Here is a 17,797-nt window from a genome sequence, read left to right as displayed (position 1 = left end):
TTATCGTACCGATCTCACTTGTGCCAAAATTACTTTTGCCAATCTTACTGGTGCCGATCGATCAAATAAAGCAAAGGGAACAGGTAAATCCAAATGATATCGACGAAGTGCCAATACAGGCCGCCGATTTCGAGCGGGGTGTGATATTCCGGCGTGAAGCGTCTCTTCCACGCCATCCACAGAAGCCAGGTAAAAATACCGAGGCCGATAATCATGTGCAGCGCGTGCAGCCCGGTCATGATGAAGTACAGGGCGAAGAAAATCTCAGCGTGGCGGGGATTCGCATATTGATCGGGATGGCTGGGGATGGCGACGTGGTCAAAGCTGAAGGACGCGCCCGGCACGTGGTGCTCGTCGAATTTATCCTTGTATTCCTTGCCTTTGATGCCAAGAAACGCCATGCCGAAAATCATCGTAAGAACGAGCATGCTCAACAGCATTCCTCGTCGCGATGTCTGCGCCGCCCAGATGGCGAGCACAACCGTCAAGCTGCTACAGATCAGCACGGCCGTGTTCGTGCCCCCGAGAAGAGCGTCGATGGAAGTGCTGGCCGCCGCGAAATCGTCGAAGTACCAGCCGCGATAGATTAAATAGGCGCAGAAGAGTCCGCCGAAGAACATGACTTCAGTGGCCAGAAAAATCCACATGCCTAAGTTCGATGCGTCACGCTGCTGCTCTTCGGTGGCGAAATGATGCAACAGCGCCGGATTCTGCGCATGCGCTTCGCCGTGGACGGTCGCGCTGACTGTACTATCCGACAATAGGAGCCTCCCCGCCTGTGCGAGCGTCGATCTCTTCGTAGTTGTAAGCTTCCCAGGTCACAACCGGTTCCTTCTCAAAATTAAAAGTCGTCGGCGGCGATTGTGTCTGCCATTCCAGCCCGGCGGCGTTCCAGGGATTATCCGGCGCCGGCTTGCCGTAGCGCATCGACCACAGGAAATAACACATGGGCAGCAAATATCCGACGGCGAGCACCGTCGCACCGGCGGTTGAGAGCACATTCAGCACCTGGAACTCAGGCGGATATTGGTAATAGCGCCGCGGCATACCGAGATAGCCGAGGATGAACTGCGGGAAGAATGTCAGATTGAAGCCGATAAATACGATCAGCGCGGCGAGGCGCGCCCATCCTTCAGGATAGAGCTTGCCGGAAATCTTCGGCCACCAGAAGTGCATCCCGCCGAGATATCCCATGACCGCGCCGCCAACCATGATGTAATGAAAATGCGCGATTACAAAATAAGTGTCGTGGACGTGAACGTCAATGCCGAGGGCAGCGAGAAATAGTCCGGTCAGGCCGCCCATCGTAAACAGGCCAATGAACCCGAAAGCGTAGAGCATGGGCGCGTCGTAACGGATGGACCCCTTGTAGAGAGTCGCCGTCCAGTTGAAGACTTTTACAGCTGAGGGTACCGCTACGGCGTAGCTCAAAATGGAGAAGACCAGAGCCGCGTAAACGGAGATTCCAGCCACAAACATGTGATGCGCCCACACCAGGAAACCGAAGACCGCGATCGCGATCGAGGAGAAAGCGACGAAGCTGTACCCGAAGATGCGCTTGCGCGCGAAACACGCGATGATTTCGGTGACGACTCCCATCGAAGGCAGAATCATAATGTAGACGGCGGGATGGGAATAGAACCAGAACAAATGCTGAAACAGCAGCGGATCTCCACCCAGTTTAGGATCGAAGATTCCGAGATGCAGGGCGCGTTCGGCAATCACCAGGACCAAAGTGATGGCGATGATGGGGGTACCGAGAATCTGGATGATGCTGGTGGCGTAATGCGCCCAAATGAACAGGGGCAGGCGCGACCAAGTCATGCCGGGGGCGCGCATACGATGGATGGTGACCACGAAATTCAAGCCGGTGAGGATCGACGAGAATCCGGCAACGAAGATGGCCAGTCCAGCTTCAATGACTTTGGTATTGCTGAAGGCCGTACTGAACGGAGTGTAAAAGGTCCAGCCGGTGTCGACGCCGCCGGTCAGCATGCAATGCACCATCATCGCGCCACCGATGATGTAGAGATACCAGCTCAACAGGTTGATTCGCGGAAAGGCGAGATCTTTGGCGCCTACCATCATGGGCACCAGAAAGTTGCCGAGCACAGCCGGGATCGATGGGATGAGGAAGAAGAAGACCATTATCTGGCCGTGCTGCGTGAAAAGCTTGTTGTAGGTGTCGGCCTGGACGAGGTCGCCTGCGGGAGTGAGCAATTCGAGCCGAATGAGTAACGCGAAAAAACCGCCTATAAAAAAGAAGAAGGTGATCGAGATCAGGTAGAGAAGCGCAATGCGCTTGTGGTCGGTGGTCAACAGCCAGGAGCCGACCCCGTACTCTTTATTCAGATAATTCTCGCGCTCAACGGGTTTAACGGCGGTTGCAGTTGCCATACTCATTGCACCTTACTTCCGGCTTGGTTTTCGTTCTGCGGAACGACTGCGGCAGTGCTGGGGTTGGCTCCGACCGCCGGTTGGGCTATCGATTTTATATATGCCACCAGGGCGTTTACTTGCTCTTCGCTCACCAATCCCTGGAACGTCGGCATGATGGGCTGGAACCCTTTGACTCGCTTCGCGCCCGGATCGAGAATGCATTCCCGAAGATAATTTTCGTCGGCGGTCACGGTCCGTCCATCTGCAAGTTGAACCGGCTTGCCGAAAACGCCTTGCAGATTCGGCCCGCGGCCTTGCGCGTCCGTGCGATGGCAGGTAACGCAGCCGAGCTCGGAGAATACTTTTTCTCCACTGGCAGAGAGGGGGCCACTGCTGCCGCCGCTCATCCAGGCTTCATACTGAGCTGGTTCCATGACCACGATGGAGCCAATCATGCTCGAGTGCTGCGTGCCGCAATACTGCGTGCAGAACAAGTGATACGTGCCCGGCTTGGTGGCGCGGAACCAGGCTACGGTGTAGCGGCCGGGCAACACGTCCTGTTTCATTCGAAACGCCGGCACGAAGAAGCTGTGGATCACGTCCTGCGAAGTCATGATCAGCTTCACGTCCCGCCCCACGGGAACATGAAGTTCGTTGATTTCGCGCTGGCCTTCGGCGTGCTGCAGTTTCCACATCCATTGCTTGGCGACCACATAGACTTCAGCCGAGTCGCGAGCTGGAGTGCGGCTCTTAAAGTAGACGACCGCTCCCCAGACGAAGATCACCATGAATACGGCGAAGGGGATGATGGTCCAGGTCAATTCGAGCGGTATGGATCCCTCGATCTGCTCTGCCGGCACCCCGTCACGCCGGCGGTAGCGCGCCGCGAAATAAACAACGGCCGCAAAGATCAGCAGGGTCATCAACCCGGACAGAATCAGCAGGAAGATGAACAGGGCATCCACGTTGCCCGCCGCGGCGGAAGCCCGATCCGGCCAGAATGGAAAGTTATCGAACATATTTTGCTAACTTCAGTTTTACTAGCCTCAGTTTCGCTAAGTCAGTCTGGTTTAATCGGCTCCGCCTAAATCGGACGTGCCTTCCCCAGCGACGGCTGATTCGAAATCCTCCGCTGTGCGGCCTTATCCAAGCGGAACAGAATGAACAGCAGCCCCCCGAGCAGCAATATGGTCAGCCCGGCCCCGAGCCGCAGAATATTGCCGATGATCGCGCCGTATTTTCCCGTCGCCGGATCATAGTGATAGCAGTACAGCAGCACGGCGTCGACCGCATTGCCGATCTCGCCTTGTGAGGCTTCCACCAATCCCATGCGCAAGTCTTTCGGCGGATAATCCACTCCGTAGAAATAGCGCGAAATGCGGCCTTGCGGCGTCAACACCATGATGGCGGTGGCGTGCGCATACTGATTATTCTTGGGATCGTATTGATACTGAAAGCCGACAGCCTTGGTCAAAGCGTTGATCGATTCCGCCGGCCCGGTCAGAAAATGCCAGCCGGATGCGGCCCCAGTGCGGCCATAGCGTTTGAGGCAATCTTTCTTTTTCTCGGCGGCGATGGCCGGAGTTTCGTTCGGATTGAAGCTCACCGTAACCACGTCAAACTCGTCGCCCACATTGAACTTAATCATCTTCATGGAGGCGCTCAGTCCGGCGAGCGCTTCCCCGCACAGCATGGTGCAGTTGTAGTAGACCAGGTTAAGAATCAGTGGCTTCTTTCCGAAATAGTCGCCCATCTTGACCGCGCGTCCGCTGTCATCGACAAAGGCAAGGTCTGGCGGCACCTGACCATCGAGATGCTGCTCGATGCCCACATTCTGCAAGTAGGGCGGCCGTACATTCGCCGGCGGCGATATGATGTCCTTGCTCATTCCCTGTCCCCAGGCGGTCGCAGCCAGCAGCGCGACCGTTAACAACATTAGCGCCCAAGACATCGAATTGTGTTTCGAACCATTCACTTCTTCGTCCCCTTTTTCTTTGCCGGCTGAGTTGGAGCCGGCAGTGGAGTCGCCGATTCCTTAGGCGCCCCCTGGGCCCGCGTCGGCAGTCCGCGCTGCGCGATCAATTCCATCGCCCGATCAATTGGGATGCGCACCGTGCCGGCGTTCTTATCGATGTAGTCGTAAGTGCTCAGGGTCTGCTCTTCCTTGAGACGAATTCCATTCAACTGTCCGCGCTCATCGTCTTCCAGCCTCGGATTGGGAAATGCTTCTTTCGGATAATCCTTCGGAATGAGCCGCGTGTCCGCCGGTGCATTGGTGACTAACGGATTCACTGGAGCCTGCTGAGCCTCGGAATGTTTGTCCAGATACGAATAGACCCCATCCACAATGAAGTAAACGAGCACTCCAGCGATAACGAGACCAAGGAGGAAATACAAGACTCCCGCCGCCCCGATGTCGCTATGCTCATAGTTCCCGGGCCCGCTGGAATTCGCGTGATTGGCTTCGTTGCTCATGCTTGTTGAAATTATGTTCTCTGAATCGCTTTCCTAAACCATGTTCCTGAAATCACGCATTCTCCGGATGGTGATGCTCCGGTTGCAGAACTTCGACCGCTGTCGGATCAAAAGCCGGCAAAAGCGGCAGCCCTCCAAGATTGTGAAAGAAATAAGCCATCCACAACGCGCCGATCGCCACCGGCACGACGAGATCCGCCAAAGTGAATTGGAACGTCTTTGAAAAATTCGGCTCGATGATCCAGAACAGATCCACAAAGCGCATCAGCAGCAGCCAAGTCGCCAGCCAGACCAACTTGTAAATATTGCGCTTGAAGGGGCGCGACAGCAAAATTCCAAACGGAACCGCGAAGTGGAAGATCACGATGAACAGCCCAACATACCCCCAGCCGCCGTGCAGTCGCGTCATGTAATATGTGATCTCAGCGGGCAAATTGCCGGCCCAGATGATCAGCCACTGCGAATAGTTGAAGTAGGCCCAGACCATCGTGAAGGCCAGCATCCACTTGCCGTGATCGTGAACGAAGTCGGGAGTCAGCATCTCCGACATGGGTTTGTAATTGAAGAGAATGCGCTCGATAACCACCGCGAAGCACATGGCGGCGAGCACCTGGCCGATGAGGATCACTAGCCCAAAAATAGTCGAAATCCAGCTCGGATCCAGCGACATCACCCAGTCAATCGCGGCGAAAGAGACGGTGAAACCATAGAGGATGAGGCCGGGTCCGGCAACCGCTTTGAAGCGATCCGAGTTATCGCGGGCGCCGGGCAGGTCGCCTTCCTTCGACCATTTCGACAACAGGTAGGAAAGCAGATTCCAGATGGCGAAATAAATGACGGCGCGATAGACGAATCCCGTCTTCGTCAGATACGTCTGCGTAATGTCTTTCAGGTGCTCACGCAGATGTTTGTCGGAAACATTTTCCAGAGGCTGCGCCCAGATATACAGCTTGTTCATTCCAAGCGCGATCGGAACGAACAGCAATGCGAGCCCTGGCAGAGTCCGCATGGCAGCGCCCTGGATGCGGCGAACGACCACGCCCCACCCTCCGCCGGTGAGATGGCGGATCATGATGATGGCCATGGAGCCCAGGGCTACTCCGAGCCACTCCATAAAGCCGAGCAGATAGGCGCGATAAAACTCCGTCGGCCGGATGAAAGCGAGGATGACCGCGCCAACGCCGAATACGAGGCCGATGATCAACGACCGCTGCGCCAGGGTTTTCACCACTGGCGGGGGCGTCAAGTCGAGTTGTTTCGAGGGCGCCGCGCTCATAGCTATTTCGCTTCCTCTGCTCTCGAGTTGGTTTCCGGCACAACCACGGGCATCGTCGCGCCCGATCCGGGCTCGCGGAACTGCGGTGGTTCGGACGGAACCTTCTCGCCCGCGGGTACGTCGGCCATGGTCGCGTTCTGGCTCAACTGCAACGCCCGCACGTAAGCCACAATGTCCCAGCGATCCTGAGGCGGAATCTGCGACGCATAGTCCGGCATGATCCCGAAGCCTTCGGTGATCACGTCGAAGAAATATCCAACTGGAGCGTTCCGCAGCCGTTGAATGTGAAAGGAAGGCGGCATGCGCGAGAATCCCCGCGACGGTACGAAACCGTTGCCATCTCCGAGCCGCGAATGGCAGGGCGCGCAGAAAATATTGAAGCGCTCGCGGCCGCGTTCGAGAATTTCTTTGGTCGCCGGGAAGGGCATGACGTCGCCGGGATTATTTCCGATCTTGCCGGTATAGAAGTAATTGTCTTCGTGCAGTTGCCCGCGAGCCACGGTGCCCTCGACGATCGGGCGCTCCGAGCGTTGGTCGGAAAAGAAATCGCTGCGCGAAAGAGGGTTCTGGCGAGGTTGCACGTGCATGTCGATGCGGCAGGCCGAAAGCAGCGCCAGTGCCAGCAGTATCGTAATTAGGGACAGTCTGTCGCGCTTCGCTCGACCGGACAGCCGAGGGCGGCTGCGACCGCATAACCCGCTCCCGTGTTTTCTCAGGCGCAGCATTTAGCTGGGCACCTCCGAAACTGAGCGCGGCGACAGGCCTTCCAGAAACTTGCGCGTGCCTGCGAGATCGTATTTCTTGTCGGAGGAAAACACGATCAGAAAGAATCGGTCTTTCGAAGCCGAACTGAACCGCGGCACGTTGAACACTGGATGGTACGGCATCGGCAATCCATTCAGTGCCAGCATTCCGAACACTGCTGAGATTCCCGCGAACAGAATCGTCATCTCGAACGTGATGATGATAAATGCCGGCCACGAGTGGTAGGGCTTGCCGCCAATATTCAGCGGATAGTCGACCGCCGACATCCAATACTGCATCAGGTAGCCGCTCAGCCCGCCGATGATCCCACCGATCAGCACAACGAGGGGAACTTCATCGTGGGAAAATCCAATTTCTTCCGCCAGCCCTTCCACCGGAAACGGACTGTAGGCATCGATCTTCTTGTAGCCAGCCCCGTACGTAGCCTTCGCGGCGTCGACCAGCGCTTGCGCTGAATCGAACTCAGCCATGATGCCGTAGATGGGATCGCGCTTCATATAATGAACCTCAAAAGCGACCTCGCCATCGTCGTCGTCACTGTTCCTTCACCTCCGCCTCAGGCAGAAGAGTGCGCATCTCAAAAATGGAGATCGCCGGCAGGATGCGCAGGAACAGGAACATTGCCGCCAGGAACATGCCGATGGTGCCAACGTACGTCATCCAGTCCCAGCGCGTGGGATAGTACATTCCCCAGGACGAGTTGAGGAAGTCGCGCGACAGGCTGACGACGACAATGATGAAGCGCTCCAGCCACATGCCGACGAGAATCACGCCCGAGATGAAGAACAGCGCAATTGGACTTGTCCGCAGCCGGCGAATCCACAGAAGCTGCGGGATAAAAATGTTGCAGGTCAGCAGCATGTAGTACGGGATGGCATAAGGCCCGTGCAGGCGGTTCCACAGCGTGAAGGCATCGTAGCGGTCGCCGCTGTACCAGCCCATGAACGCTTCAATGCCGTAGCCGTACGCCACGATCAGTCCCGTCGCCAACATGACTTTAGCGGAGTTCTGCAGATGGCGCTCGGTGATGAAATCCTCCAGCCCGTAGATTTTGCGAATGGGAATCGCCAGCATCAGCACCATCGCGAAGCCGGAGTAGATGGCGCCCGCGACGAAATAAGGCGGGAAGATGGTCGTATGCCATCCCGGTACGATGCCGACCGCAAAATCGAAACTGACAACGGTATGAACCGAAAGCACCAGCGGCGTGGCTAAACCAGCAAGCAGCAGATACGCAGTCTCGTAGCGATGCCAGTGCCGTGCCGATCCACGCCATCCGAAGGAAAGCATGCCGTAGACAATTTTCAGGATTTTCTTGTCGGAGCGGTCGCGCAAGGTGGCGAGGTCGGGAATCAATCCCATGAACCAGAACAATGCCGAAATCGTGCCGTAGGTGGATACGGCAAAAACGTCCCACATAAGTGGACTGCGGAATTGCGGCCAGACGCCCATCGTGCTGGGATAGGGAAAGAGCCAATACGCAAGCCACGGGCGCCCGACGTGGACGGCGGGGAAGATTCCGGCGCTGGCGACGGCAAACAGAGTCATCGCCTCGGCGAAGCGATTGATCGAGTTGCGCCACGATTGGCGCAGCAGTAACAGAATGGCTGAGATCAGAGTTCCGGCGTGGCCGATTCCGATCCACCACACGAAGTTGACGATGGCAAAGCCCCATCCGATGGGGATGGTGACGCCCCAGATCCCGACGCCCTTAAGGAACAAATAGCCGAGGGCGAAGAGCAGCATCATCGTCAGCATGAACGCGATGCCGAAGCCGACGAACCATCCGTTGGTCGCGGGGCGCGTCAGCACAATGGAGCTGATTTTTTCCGTGACCGTGCCGAAAGTGTGTCCTGGCTCGATGACCGGAGCGCGGTCGAGCTCGGCTGCCGATTTGTATTGCTCGTTCATGTTTGCTCGTTCAAATTCGCTCGTTCACGCTTGCTGCCGCATGCTCCCCGGAGATGTCATCGTGAGGACGGCGCAAGCCGTCCTAGCGACCTTACAATCGTCGAAAGCCGAACGTGCAGCCGACAGGGTACACAACGCTGCAGGCGGGGTGGGTGTTCCCGTCGACTGCATCGTCATCTTGCCGCTGACGTAAGGTCCTTCGCGCCGGCTTTGCCGCCGCTCAGGATGACAAGAATGCATGGTCGTCGTCGTCATCCTTCCAACTCCGGATTCGGATTGCGCACTTCTGCTAAATACGTCGTACGCGGCCGCGTGTTCAATTCTCCCAGCAGCGTGTAATTCCTCGCCTGCGCCTTCAACTTCGAAACTTTGCTGTTCGGGTCGTTGATGTTTCCAAAGATGATCGCATTCGCAGGGCAGGACTGCTGGCACGCCGTCACCAATTCGGTGTCATTGATCTTGCGATCTTCTCTCTCGGCGTCGATACGCCGTTCATTAATTCGTTGGACACAATAAGTACATTTTTCCATGACGCCGCGGCTGCGCACGCTCACGTCGGGATTGCGCATCATCTTGTATTGCGGCGTCTCCCAATCCTGGAACAGCAGGAAGTTGAAGCGGCGCACTTTGTACGGACAGTTGTTCGAGCAATAGCGCGTACCCACGCAGCGGTTATAGACCATGTCGTTCAGGCCTTCGGTCGTGTGATTCGTCGCGCCGACCGGGCAAACGACTTCGCACGGCGCATTTTCGCATTGCATGCACGGCACCGGTTGGAAAAACGCCTTGGGATTGTCGCGGTCGCCCTGGTAGTAGGCGTCGACGCGAATCCAGTGCATGTGCCGGCCGATCACGACTTGCTCCTTGCCGACGACCGCAATGTTGTTCTCCGACTGGCAGGCCACCATGCAATTGTTGCAGCCCACGCAGGAGTTCAGATCGATCGTCATGCCCCACGCGTAGTCTTCTTCTTTATAGGGATAATTTTTGTAGAGAGTGAGATCGTACGGCGTCTCTTCTTCCTGCGCGAAGTTCGGCTCTTTGCGATATTCCTCCAGCGTGGTTTCGCGAACCAGCGGGCGATGCGCGCCATCGGGCGTGTCCATCGACTGCATGCCTTGGGTGGAGGCGAGCTTGTAGGTTTCTCCGGTCTTGGTGATCTTCACGCCAGAAGCGATCCAGGGATTGGCGCTGGTGCGCAGCGCGTAAGCATCGAACCCTTGCGCAGTGCCGACGCGGCCCGCACGGGTGCGTCCGTAGCCCAGGAATATCGTCGCTGAATTATCAGGATGACCAGCCTGAATCCAAACCGGCCCTTTGATTTTCTTCCCGTTCAACTCAAGCTCGACCACATCTTCGGTCGCGATGCCCAGCCGCTGCGCCATCTTTGGGCCGATGAGCACGGCGTTGTCCCAGGTGAGCTTGGTCATCGGCTTGGGTAGTTCCTGGAGCCAGCCGTTGTTGGAGAATTGCCCGTCGTAGATGGTGGGATCGCGGCGGATGTTGAGCTCTGGGCCGTTAGCCGACTGTCCGCCTCCGTCAACCTTCGCACGAACCGGGACCGAAACCTCTTTCTTAGGCGCGGCGGACGCGAAGGTCGTTCCTTCGATCCAGCCATCATGTAACGATTTGCGCCAGAACTGATCGAAGTCAGCGCCAGTGTGTTGCTTCTGCCAATAGGCGCGGACCAAATCGTAGCCGGTGGCGTCGGCTTGGCCGGAGAGCAATGCGACGAATTCCAATGCGCTCTTTCCGTTGTAGAGCGGCGCGATCAGGGGCTGAATAATGCTGACCGTCCCGTCATAGACGCGGGCATCGCCCCAGGCTTCGAGTTCATGAGCCGCTGCGACGTGCCACTGACAAAGCTCGGCGGTTTCATTCTGATAGAGCCCGTGATGAACGCGCAGAGGAACCTTGCCGTTCTTCAGGGCGTCGGCGAAATTGAGATCGAAAGGTGCGTCATAGGCGGGATTGCCGCCGAGGATGATCAGCAGATCGACTTTGCCGGCCTGCATGTCAGCAACGAGGTCTTTGAGGGACTCGGTTTGATTGACCGGATTCGCATCGACTGGGTCGGCGTAGAAGACGGTCTTGCCGACATTGCCCAACCGCTGGTTCATGAAATGTGCAATCGCGTGAACGTACGGATGCTGATGATCACCGGCAATGACCAAACTCGAACCATTGTGAGCTTCAAGGTCGGCAAACAATGGCTTGCAGAAATGCTCGAACTCGACGGGGATATCACCTTTCACCGACAAGACGCGGGCAAAGCCCTCGACCTCAGAGGCTCTCATTGACAGCCGATGATCCGCCTTCACTCCTGTTGAAGTCGGGGTGCTCTCAATGACATACAGCCGATTCATCGGCGCATCCGGATTGCGGCGCTTGGCGAAGTCGCGGATGTAGCGGGTGTTGCCGGGGAATCCGGCGTAGAGGAAGTCGGCGTCGAGCGAGACGATTACGTCGGCCTTCGAGAAATCGTAGCGCGTCTCGACCGGCTGTCCGAAGGCCAGCTTCGCGCCTTCGAGCACGTTGTCGCGATTGCACGGCTCGTAGACGTGCCATTTGGCCTGCGGATAAACCTTCAGGAAGCCGCGCAGCTGATCGGCCAGCGTAGGCGAAGAGATAGTCGGCGTCAGAATGCGAATGCCCGCGCCCTGCAACGCCTTCTGCGCATTCAACGGCCCGCGGATCGCGCCGAGAAACGCCTGCCACGAGCGCTGATCGCCCATCGAAACCACGCTCTGCGACCGGTCGGGATCATATAGTCCGAGAATCGAAGCCTGCGTGAAAATGTCAGTCCCGCCCAGCGACGCCGGATGCAGATCGTTGCCTTCGATTTTCGTCGGCCGCCCCAGATGGCTTTCGACCAGCACCGGGCTGGCATATCCGCCTAGCGTGACCGCAGTCGCGTAATACATCGGCCGCCCGGGAACGACGCCTTCGGGCTGGCGAACGTAAGGAACGATAGGCTCAAGCGGAAGTTTGACGCATCCCGTCATGCCCGCCAGGCCGAGGGACGCGCCCATGACTTTCAGGAATCCACGTCGCGAAACGGAGTCGACCCACTCCGACGCGCCCTTAGGAAATTCCCGATGTAGGGCTTGCTGGAAGTCTTCGCTGCCCGCCAGCTCTTCGAGAGAGCGCCAATATTCCGGCCCCGTCTTCTCGGCAGCATCATGCGCAGTAGCCTGATCGATTTTTTCGCGTACGTCGGCGAGGTCGAGCTTCTTGCTCGGGCAGACATCCTCGCGCTTCTTGATCTCGATCAGACCGCCGTTATTTTTCTTATCGCTCGTCATGATTCGTCTGGGGCTTTTCCGCTCCCGCCCTACCGATGACACGTGCTGCAATTCGTAATGTCCTTTACGCTGCGTACGTTGTACTTCTTCACTAACGCTGCGCCCAGCTCCGCCTGATCGTCAAAACTCTTGCCATCCACAACCACCGGATTCGCCCCGGTAGGCTGCTGGTAACGCATGTTGAATACTTGGTCGCGTGGCCGTAAATTATTCTCCGGCGCGCGATGGCACTCCAGGCACCACTCCATCTGCAAAGAATTCTGCTGGTACATCAGCGGCATCCGGTCAACGGGGCCGTGACACGTATTGCAACCGACTCCCTTGTTGACATGAATGCTGTGATTGAAATAAACAAAGTCGGGAAGCTGGTTGACCCGCGTCCATTGCAGCGACTCGCCCGATTTATAGCTCGCCCGCACCGGTTCAAGCAGTTTGGCGTTAGTCCATATCTGCGAATGGCAATTCATGCACGTCTTGGTCGGAGGGATGCCGGCAAAGCTCGAAGTCTCCACCGAGGTATGGCAATAACGGCAGTCGATGCCCAACCCGGTCACGTGATGCTGATGGCTGAAGGGCACCGGCTGCGGCTTGCGGACGCCCGCGTAAGTTATGTAGGGAGAGCGCTGAATCTCCATGGCCATCCAGCCGAGCGCAGCAAGTATGAATACCGCGCCGAAAATCGTGGCGCGAGACAGGGTATTCGTACTGCGATGAAAAATCTGCGACATTCCCTTATGAGATCTGGCTTAAGAGACCCGGCGGATCGTTTTTCCTTCGATGTCCGCGATGATGTTCGCTACTGGTTCGTACTGCGAAAGTGAAAACCACCCACTGCTTCTTGAGTTGGTATGAGACTGGAAATTATAAATACTCCGCCGGAATTTGTCGCGGATTTTTAGATTTTGAAACCGAAAAAGATCTCAGCCGGAACGTCGCGCAAGAAGTTGATGAACTGTTTCTAACGACGGTTCGCCAGCGTACCCAGCAGAATCCTCGCTTTGCCTGAAGAATGGCGGCATTTGGGTGACTCCGGAACGGGAACGTAGCTCGGGAAACTTGGGACATTTTGCACTAACGTAAATTCATGACCATAAGCTTCGGTTCAGTCATCTCTTCGATGGCGTAGCGTAACCCTTCGCGGCCCAGGCCGGAATCTTTCACGCCGCCATAAGGCATCTGGTCGATACGAAACGAAGGAACATCTCCCGCAATCACACCGCCGACTTCGAGTTCTTCGTAAGCCTGAAAAAGCAGCTTCGCGTCGCGGGTAAAAATCCCAGCTTGTAACCCGTAGGCGGAGTGGTTCGCCTGGCGCAGTGCTTCCTCGAAGTCCCGGTAGGGTTCAACCGTTACCACCGGCCCGAACACTTCCTGGCAGTTCACTTTCATCTCGGGCTTGGTCCCGGTAAGCACCGCAGGTTCCACCACCAGATTCCTGCGTCCGCCGCCGCACAGCAAGCGCGCTCCCGCATGTACCGCTTCCTCGATCCAAGTCGTGGTGCGGATCGCGTCGCTCTCGCGGATCAGCGGTCCTACATCGGTCGACTCATCGAGTGGATCACCGGTCTTCAACTTCTTCACGCCCTCCACAAAAAGATCGATGAACTTTCCGTACACCGAGTGCTCCACCAGAATCCGCTGCACCGAAATACAGGTCTGGCCGGCATAGCCGAAACCGCCGGTCACACACCGGTCGGCGGCATACGCGAGGTCGGCGTCGCTATGAACGATCACGGCAGCATTGCCCCCGAGTTCAAGCACGACTTTCTTTTTCCCCGCGCGTCGCTTAATGTCCCAGCCCACCGGTACGCTGCCCGTGAAACTGATCAGCTTGATGCGGTCGTCTGTCACCAGAAGTCCGGCGTCTTCATTCGACAGCGGCAGCACGTTGAGTCCGCCATCGGGCCAGCCCGCCTGCTGCACGCATTCCGCCAGAAGCAGCGAGCAGAGCGGCGTCTGTGGCGCGGGCTTTAATACCATCGAGCAGCCGGCGGCGATCGCCGGCGCGACCTTGTGCGCGACCAGATTGATCGGAAAATTAAACGGCGTAATCCCGGCAATCGGCCCCAGCGGAAAGCGCCGCACAATGCCCCACCGCCCCGCCGTCGATTCCTGCCAGTCGAGCGGAAGATATTCCCCGTAAATGCGCGTAGTCTCTTCCGCAGCTACGCCGAATGTAAAAATGGCGCGGTCAACCTCAGTGCGCGCGGCCCGGATCGGCTTGCCCGCTTCCTGCGCCAGGGTACGGGTAAATTCCGCTTTACGCTCCGTCATGAACGCTGCGATCTGCCGCAGGACGCGCTGCCGTTCGAATGCCGGCAGCCGCCGCGTTGTACCGAATGCCTTGACTGCGGCGGCAATGGCTGCCTCCGCATGCTCGCGCCGCCCCTGCACCACACGCGCAATCACACTGCCGTCGTAGGGTGCGCGAATCTCGACAACGTCGCCATCTTCCCGCCAACGGCCATCCACGAAGAACCCATGCGTCGCCACCGGCGCGATCGTCATTTCTGCCATGATTTTTCTCCGGCCGCTTGAGGCAATCGGCCTGAACGATTATAGGACCTTTGGATGTCTGGAAAGTCATCGAGGGTTTTTCGGAAACTACTTATGAGCACTCCGCCCGCGCTCTTCTGCGCCCTCTGTGGTTAGGGTTTTTCTACGCTCGATTACAATCGGGCTCGATGAGCGAGTTGACCACGATCTCAGACCTAGCGCCGCGGCTGCGGCGAAAAGAAATTTCTCCAGTGGAGATCACGCAACACTGCCTGGCGCGTATCGAGAAGTTGAACCCCGCGCTAAACGCCTTCATCACCATCATGGCGGAGTCGGCGCTAGACGAGGCGCGCACGGCCGAAGCCGAGATTCTCCGCGGCCAGTGGCGCGGCCCTCTGCATGGCGTACCAGTGGCGCTGAAGGATCTCATCGACACCGCCGGCCTTCGCACCACGGCGGCCAGCGCCCTATATAAAGATCGCATTCCCACCGAAGACGCGGAAGTGGTGCGGCGCTTGCGGCAGGCCGGGGCCGTCATCATCGGAAAGAATAATCTCCACGAATTCGCCTATGGTGGTAGTTCGCTGGTCGGCTATTTTGGCGACGTTCACAATCCCTGGGGGCGGAGCTGCATTGCCGGAGGATCGTCCGGCGGGTCGGCCGCCGCAGTCGCCGCCGGTCTCGCCTACGCCGCGATCGGCACCGATACCGCAGGCTCGATTCGCGAACCGGCCGCGCTCTGCGGTTGCGTAGGCCTGAAACCGACTTACGGACGCGTGTCGAGCCGCGGAGTCATTTCGCTGTCGCCCTCGCTCGATCATGTTGGCCCTCTGGCCGCGACCGTTGAAGACGCGGCAATCATGTTGCAAGCCATCGCAGGATACGACGGCGCTGATATTACTTCGGTCGATGTTCCGGTAACAGATTATGTTGGCGGCCTGCGAGAGGGAGTGAAGTCGTTGCGCGTCGGCGTGCTCCGCGAATATTTCTTCGACGATCTCGATCCGGAAGTCGCGTCCGCGATCGACCACGCGCTGCGGGGAATCCAATCTCTCGGTGCGGATGTAAGAGAAGTGAAGCTCGATGTGCCGACGGACCGCACGCTGCAAGGGGCCGAGTCCTACGCCCTCCACGCCGAGAGCTTAGCTCGCAGCCCGGAGCTGTACCAGCCCGAAACTCTACGCCGCATTCGCTCGGGAGAGAGTGTCTCCGCAGCGGCGTACATTCAGCGCCGCCGCGAACTAGAAGAGGCTCGCCGCAGCATCCGGCAAATCTTCGCCGATGTCGATGTGCTGGTGACTCCAACCATCCCGATTCCAGCCCCGGCGATCGCGGAATTGAAAACGAATCCGGAAGCGCTCCGCCCCGCAGAATTAAAGTTGCTGCGCAACACGCGCCCCTTCAATGTCTGGGGATTGCCCGCGATCTCACTCCCCTGCGGATTCACAAATAGCGGACTGCCCATCGGCCTACAGATCGCTGGCCCGCACTGGCGCGAGGATTTAGTCCTACGTGTAGCTCATGCCTACGAGCAGGTAACGGCGTGCCGGGGCGATGGTGCTTGCGTTGAGTGATATCAGGGTTTCGGTGACTTATTCGAGGCGTATAATAGCCGCTCCATTCCTGCCAAGCTCGGTGGTTCGGGCTTAGGACGACGTGGCAGGCCCTGGCCCTGCAGTTCACTGATAGGTGGAGGCTCACTGTGCCAACAATTACGCGTCCGGCCGCATTAGTTCGTCAAGGTTCCCTTAAGCTCTACACGACCTCGATCAAGGTTGCAGACCTCAACCTTCCTAACTTTTACACGATCAGCAAACTAGACCCGGAGGAGGAAGGCCCCGGCTATCAGCGCATCCTCAACCAAGGCCGAGCCAAGCGGCTAGCAGATTATCTTCTGGATGGGCAAACGGAGGGCGACGCATTTCTCCCCACTTCGATTTTTCTGGCTACGAGCAAAGAAATTCCGTTTGATAAGGCCACAAACACCATCACTTTCGATGTGGCACAGGTGGGGCCCTTTAATGTCGTCGACGGCCAGCATCGGATCGCGGGCTTGATCGCGGCAGCTGCGAAGAACCCAGATCTGTTAGAGTTCGAGATTCCTGTCAACATCGCTGGTGGACTAGATGACGTAAGTCAGATGTGTCACTTCCTCATCGTAAATACGACTCAGCGCTCAGTGGACAAGGCGGTGGAGCAGCAGATCGTGGCGCGTCTGACGCGGATGGTCAATCTGGAAAAGATGCCCACAATCCCGCGCTGGATCATGCGCCAAGTGGAAAAAGGAGAAGATGCCCGCGCATTGGTGGTCGCGAATTTTCTGAATGCCGATCCCGGTTCAGCGTGGTTCGGTAAGATAAGGATGGCGAACGACGACGACGGAGCTGCTGCGACGATAAACCAAAAGAGCTTTGTCAATTCGCTAAAGAAGTACATCTTCTCATCCAATAACCCTCTGTCGAATCCCGAGTGGGATGGCAATCGGCCGAAGATACTATCAAACTACTGGAAGGCGGTCGTCGAACTGCTGGTTGACGATCAGTCTGACAAACCCTCCGTTATTTTCAAGACAAGCGGAGTCGACTTGTTTCACATTGTTTCCGCTACGGTCTTTCTCCACCTCGCGAACTTGAAGGACTTTAAGAAAGAAACCGTGAAGGAGTTGTTTCGTCGCGGATTCAGCAATTTAAGCGGAGATAACGTTGGCATTTCCGATCGTGAATGGTGGCAGCGAGGTGGCGTCGCTTCGGGCCTAAATTCGGCGGCGGTGCGAAAGTTAGCGATGGCTCTCAGTTCTGCCATTAACGTCCAAGATAACGTCGGCGCGATCTCGTTGTGAGGCGATGTGAAAGTTGATCAGCTACTGCCTGCTCCAGATCAGCGTACGGAATTCGCATGGTCTCACTGTGTAACAGTGCCAATGAAATCTGGCTGTTACGCTCTGGTCGCCTATAGCGGAGAGGTCCTCTATGTAGGCCTTGCGACTGACAGCATCCGGGACCGGATGCAGGTTCACCTTGAAACCCCAGAGAAAAGAGCGCTTGGCACCAAGGGCGTCCCCTTCTGGTTTTACTACCTTCTTCGAAAGCCCGCTGAAGTCACTGCCGTCGAGCGAGGGTGGATGAACCAATCAATTCTGGAAAACGGAGACATGCCGCTCCTCAACAAAGTCTACAGCCCGTCTTGAAAC

Annotated in this window: 16 protein-coding genes; 4 read left to right on the top strand and 12 right to left on the bottom strand. The window is 57.3% G+C overall.

Going from position 1 to position 17,797, the window contains the following annotated elements:
• Positions 1-44: 44 nt before the first annotated feature.
• The 11 genes from VGM18_13190 to VGM18_13140 all read right to left on the bottom strand — a co-directional run bounded on the left by VGM18_13190 (position 45) and on the right by VGM18_13140 (position 12,839).
• Positions 45-761, bottom strand: a complete 717-nt coding sequence (locus VGM18_13190) for a cytochrome c oxidase subunit 3 family protein (GenBank protein ID HEY3973954.1) — start codon at positions 759-761, stop codon at positions 45-47.
• Entirely contained in the window at positions 751-2,403 is a 1,653-nt protein-coding gene (ctaD, locus tag VGM18_13185; protein ID HEY3973953.1) for a cytochrome c oxidase subunit I, read from the bottom strand. The genes VGM18_13190 and ctaD overlap by 11 nt, the downstream gene beginning before the upstream one ends.
• Positions 2,400-3,398, bottom strand: a complete 999-nt coding sequence (coxB, locus tag VGM18_13180) for a cytochrome c oxidase subunit II (GenBank protein HEY3973952.1) — start codon at positions 3,396-3,398, stop codon at positions 2,400-2,402. Before coxB ends, ctaD begins: the two co-directional genes overlap by 4 nt.
• A gap of 65 nt (positions 3,399-3,463) precedes the next feature.
• A complete protein-coding gene (locus VGM18_13175; GenBank protein HEY3973951.1) occupies positions 3,464-4,330 on the bottom strand; it encodes an SCO family protein in 867 nt (288 codons plus the stop codon).
• 20 nt (positions 4,331-4,350) lie between these two features.
• Positions 4,351-4,854, bottom strand: a complete 504-nt coding sequence (locus tag VGM18_13170; GenBank protein ID HEY3973950.1) for a hypothetical protein — start codon at positions 4,852-4,854, stop codon at positions 4,351-4,353.
• Between the two features lie 52 nt (positions 4,855-4,906).
• Positions 4,907-6,130 (bottom strand): hypothetical protein, encoded by a 1,224-nt coding sequence (locus VGM18_13165; GenBank protein ID HEY3973949.1) that lies wholly within the window; start codon positions 6,128-6,130, stop codon positions 4,907-4,909.
• Between the two features lie 2 nt (positions 6,131-6,132).
• Complete coding sequence (locus tag VGM18_13160; protein HEY3973948.1) at positions 6,133-6,855, bottom strand: cytochrome c; 723 nt, start codon at positions 6,853-6,855, stop codon at positions 6,133-6,135.
• The gene (locus tag VGM18_13155; GenBank protein HEY3973947.1) at positions 6,856-7,392 is read right to left on the bottom strand and encodes a DUF3341 domain-containing protein; all 537 of its coding nucleotides are present in this window, start codon (positions 7,390-7,392) and stop codon (positions 6,856-6,858) included.
• Positions 7,393-7,429: 37 nt separating this feature from the next.
• Entirely contained in the window at positions 7,430-8,806 is a 1,377-nt protein-coding gene (gene nrfD / locus VGM18_13150) for an NrfD/PsrC family molybdoenzyme membrane anchor subunit (protein HEY3973946.1), read from the bottom strand.
• Between the two features lie 251 nt (positions 8,807-9,057).
• Positions 9,058-12,111, bottom strand: a complete 3,054-nt coding sequence (locus VGM18_13145) for a TAT-variant-translocated molybdopterin oxidoreductase (protein ID HEY3973945.1) — start codon at positions 12,109-12,111, stop codon at positions 9,058-9,060.
• A 29-nt stretch (positions 12,112-12,140) separates the two neighbouring features.
• Positions 12,141-12,839, bottom strand: a complete 699-nt coding sequence (locus VGM18_13140; protein ID HEY3973944.1) for a cytochrome c3 family protein — start codon at positions 12,837-12,839, stop codon at positions 12,141-12,143.
• An 89-nt stretch (positions 12,840-12,928) separates the two neighbouring features.
• Between VGM18_13140 and VGM18_13135 the strand changes: the two genes are divergently transcribed.
• On the top strand, positions 12,929-13,117 hold the full coding sequence (locus VGM18_13135; GenBank protein HEY3973943.1) for a hypothetical protein: 189 nt from the start codon (positions 12,929-12,931) through the stop codon (positions 13,115-13,117).
• 65 nt (positions 13,118-13,182) lie between these two features.
• Here VGM18_13135 and VGM18_13130 read toward each other — a convergent pair whose 3' ends face one another.
• On the bottom strand, positions 13,183-14,628 hold the full coding sequence (locus tag VGM18_13130; GenBank protein HEY3973942.1) for an aldehyde dehydrogenase family protein: 1,446 nt from the start codon (positions 14,626-14,628) through the stop codon (positions 13,183-13,185).
• A 167-nt stretch (positions 14,629-14,795) separates the two neighbouring features.
• Here VGM18_13130 and VGM18_13125 point away from each other — a divergent pair, with 167 nt between their 5' ends.
• The 3 genes from VGM18_13125 to VGM18_13115 all read left to right on the top strand — a co-directional run bounded on the left by VGM18_13125 (position 14,796) and on the right by VGM18_13115 (position 17,794).
• The gene (locus tag VGM18_13125) at positions 14,796-16,181 is read left to right on the top strand and encodes an amidase (protein ID HEY3973941.1); all 1,386 of its coding nucleotides are present in this window, start codon (positions 14,796-14,798) and stop codon (positions 16,179-16,181) included.
• Between the two features lie 128 nt (positions 16,182-16,309).
• Positions 16,310-17,446 carry a DGQHR domain-containing protein gene (locus VGM18_13120; protein HEY3973940.1) on the top strand — a complete coding sequence of 379 codons (1,137 nt, stop codon included), beginning with the start codon at positions 16,310-16,312 and terminating at the stop codon, positions 17,444-17,446.
• An 81-nt stretch (positions 17,447-17,527) separates the two neighbouring features.
• Positions 17,528-17,794, top strand: a complete 267-nt coding sequence (locus tag VGM18_13115; protein ID HEY3973939.1) for a hypothetical protein — start codon at positions 17,528-17,530, stop codon at positions 17,792-17,794.
• The last annotated feature ends 3 nt before the right edge of the window (positions 17,795-17,797 follow it).

The organism is Candidatus Sulfotelmatobacter sp., assembly GCA_036500765.1.
Lineage (GTDB): Bacteria > Acidobacteriota > Terriglobia > Terriglobales > Acidobacteriaceae > Sulfotelmatobacter.
This window is presented reverse-complemented; position numbering and strand designations above follow the sequence as displayed.